Source organism: Thiorhodococcus mannitoliphagus (assembly GCF_010915725.1).
Taxonomy (GTDB): domain Bacteria; phylum Pseudomonadota; class Gammaproteobacteria; order Chromatiales; family Chromatiaceae; genus Thiorhodococcus; species Thiorhodococcus mannitoliphagus.
Map to the genome: position 1 here is coordinate 1 of NZ_JAAIJR010000353.1, position 1,088 is coordinate 1,088.

Consider the following 1,088-nt stretch of genomic DNA (forward strand, 5'->3'; position numbering starts at 1 on the left):
TGCTGCGCCGTGGTGTGCTGACGCACCAACGCCTCCAACTGGGTACGTTCTTTGTCGGTGAGGGAAACGGGAATCGGGGTACAGCGTGGCATCGTGTCATCAACTCATCGGCGAAACTCAAGACAGATGAGTAGGATGCCATCGATCGCCCAGAAACAGTATTAGGACTTTCACTCAAGACCACTAGACTAAAGAAAGGGGCCAGGCTCGAATTTTTTATCAAAAGATCGCCAACAGAAAACTAAACTCAAGTGCTAGAACTCCGCTTTTAGCGTACCATCTGATGTATGGTCTTCGTTGAACTTCCCATTTTCATCCGCTGCGCTCAAGATCTGTTCTCGGACGACGACTTGCACGAACTACAAATGATCCTGCTGGAAAACCCCGCAGCAGGTGATCTGATTCCCGGTGGGCGTGGTCTTCGCAAGTTGCGTGCGCCGCTGCCCGGAAGAGGAAAGCGAGGCGGAGCGAGAGTGATCTACTACCATTGGGTCACTCGCGATCAGTGCTACTTGGTCTACGCCTACGCTAAGAATGTCGCGGCAGACCTAACCAAAGACCAGCTACGGCGTCTGGCCGATTTAATTGATGTGGAGGTGAACCATGGACGATAAGCAATTTGACGAACTGCTGGAGAGCATTCGCGACATGGGTTGCCACATGCGTGGCGAAGTGGTTGCAGGGGCGAGGGTGCAAGAGTTTCCGGAGCCGGACGTCAAGGCCATCCGGAAGCGCACGGGCTTGAGCCAGACTCGTTTCGCCTACCTGATCGGGGTTAAACCTAAGACGTTACAGAACTGGGAGCAGCACCGCGTTCGCCCAGCAGGCCCAGCCCGGGTGCTGCTCAAGATCGTTGAAGCCAACCCCAACGCCCTGTCGGTACTTCACGACGGATGAATTAAAGGTACGAAAAAAGGGGCTAGTGGTCCGGAGAAGGTCGGGGTTTTGAGTAGGCCGGGCACTCCCCGGACGGTAGGGCGACGTTTGTGTTCTCTGTTTGCCGCCTGGTTTCCCGGCGGTGCCACATGATCTCGCCCGTGGTCCAGGTTGCGACCCGGCCCCTCTCAGAACCGGACAAGCGGCTTTCC

General features: G+C 55.9%; 2 protein-coding genes. Both read left to right on the forward strand.

Going from position 1 to position 1,088, the window contains the following annotated elements:
* Positions 1–287 precede the first annotated feature (287 nt).
* Entirely contained in the window at positions 288–614 is a 327-nt protein-coding gene (locus G3480_RS26820; RefSeq protein WP_164657236.1) for a type II toxin-antitoxin system RelE/ParE family toxin, read from the forward strand.
* On the forward strand, positions 604–897 hold the full coding sequence (locus tag G3480_RS26825; RefSeq protein WP_164657237.1) for a helix-turn-helix domain-containing protein: 294 nt from the start codon (positions 604–606) through the stop codon (positions 895–897). Before G3480_RS26820 ends, G3480_RS26825 begins: the two co-directional genes overlap by 11 nt.
* The last annotated feature ends 191 nt before the right edge of the window (positions 898–1,088 follow it).

Coding starts and splice junctions, on each gene's coding strand:
- G3480_RS26820 (WP_164657236.1), top strand. CDS start 288: ATGGTCTTCGTTGAACTTCCCATTTTCATCCGCTGCGCTCAAGATCTG.
- G3480_RS26825 (WP_164657237.1), top strand. CDS start 604: ATGGACGATAAGCAATTTGACGAACTGCTGGAGAGCATTCGCGACATG.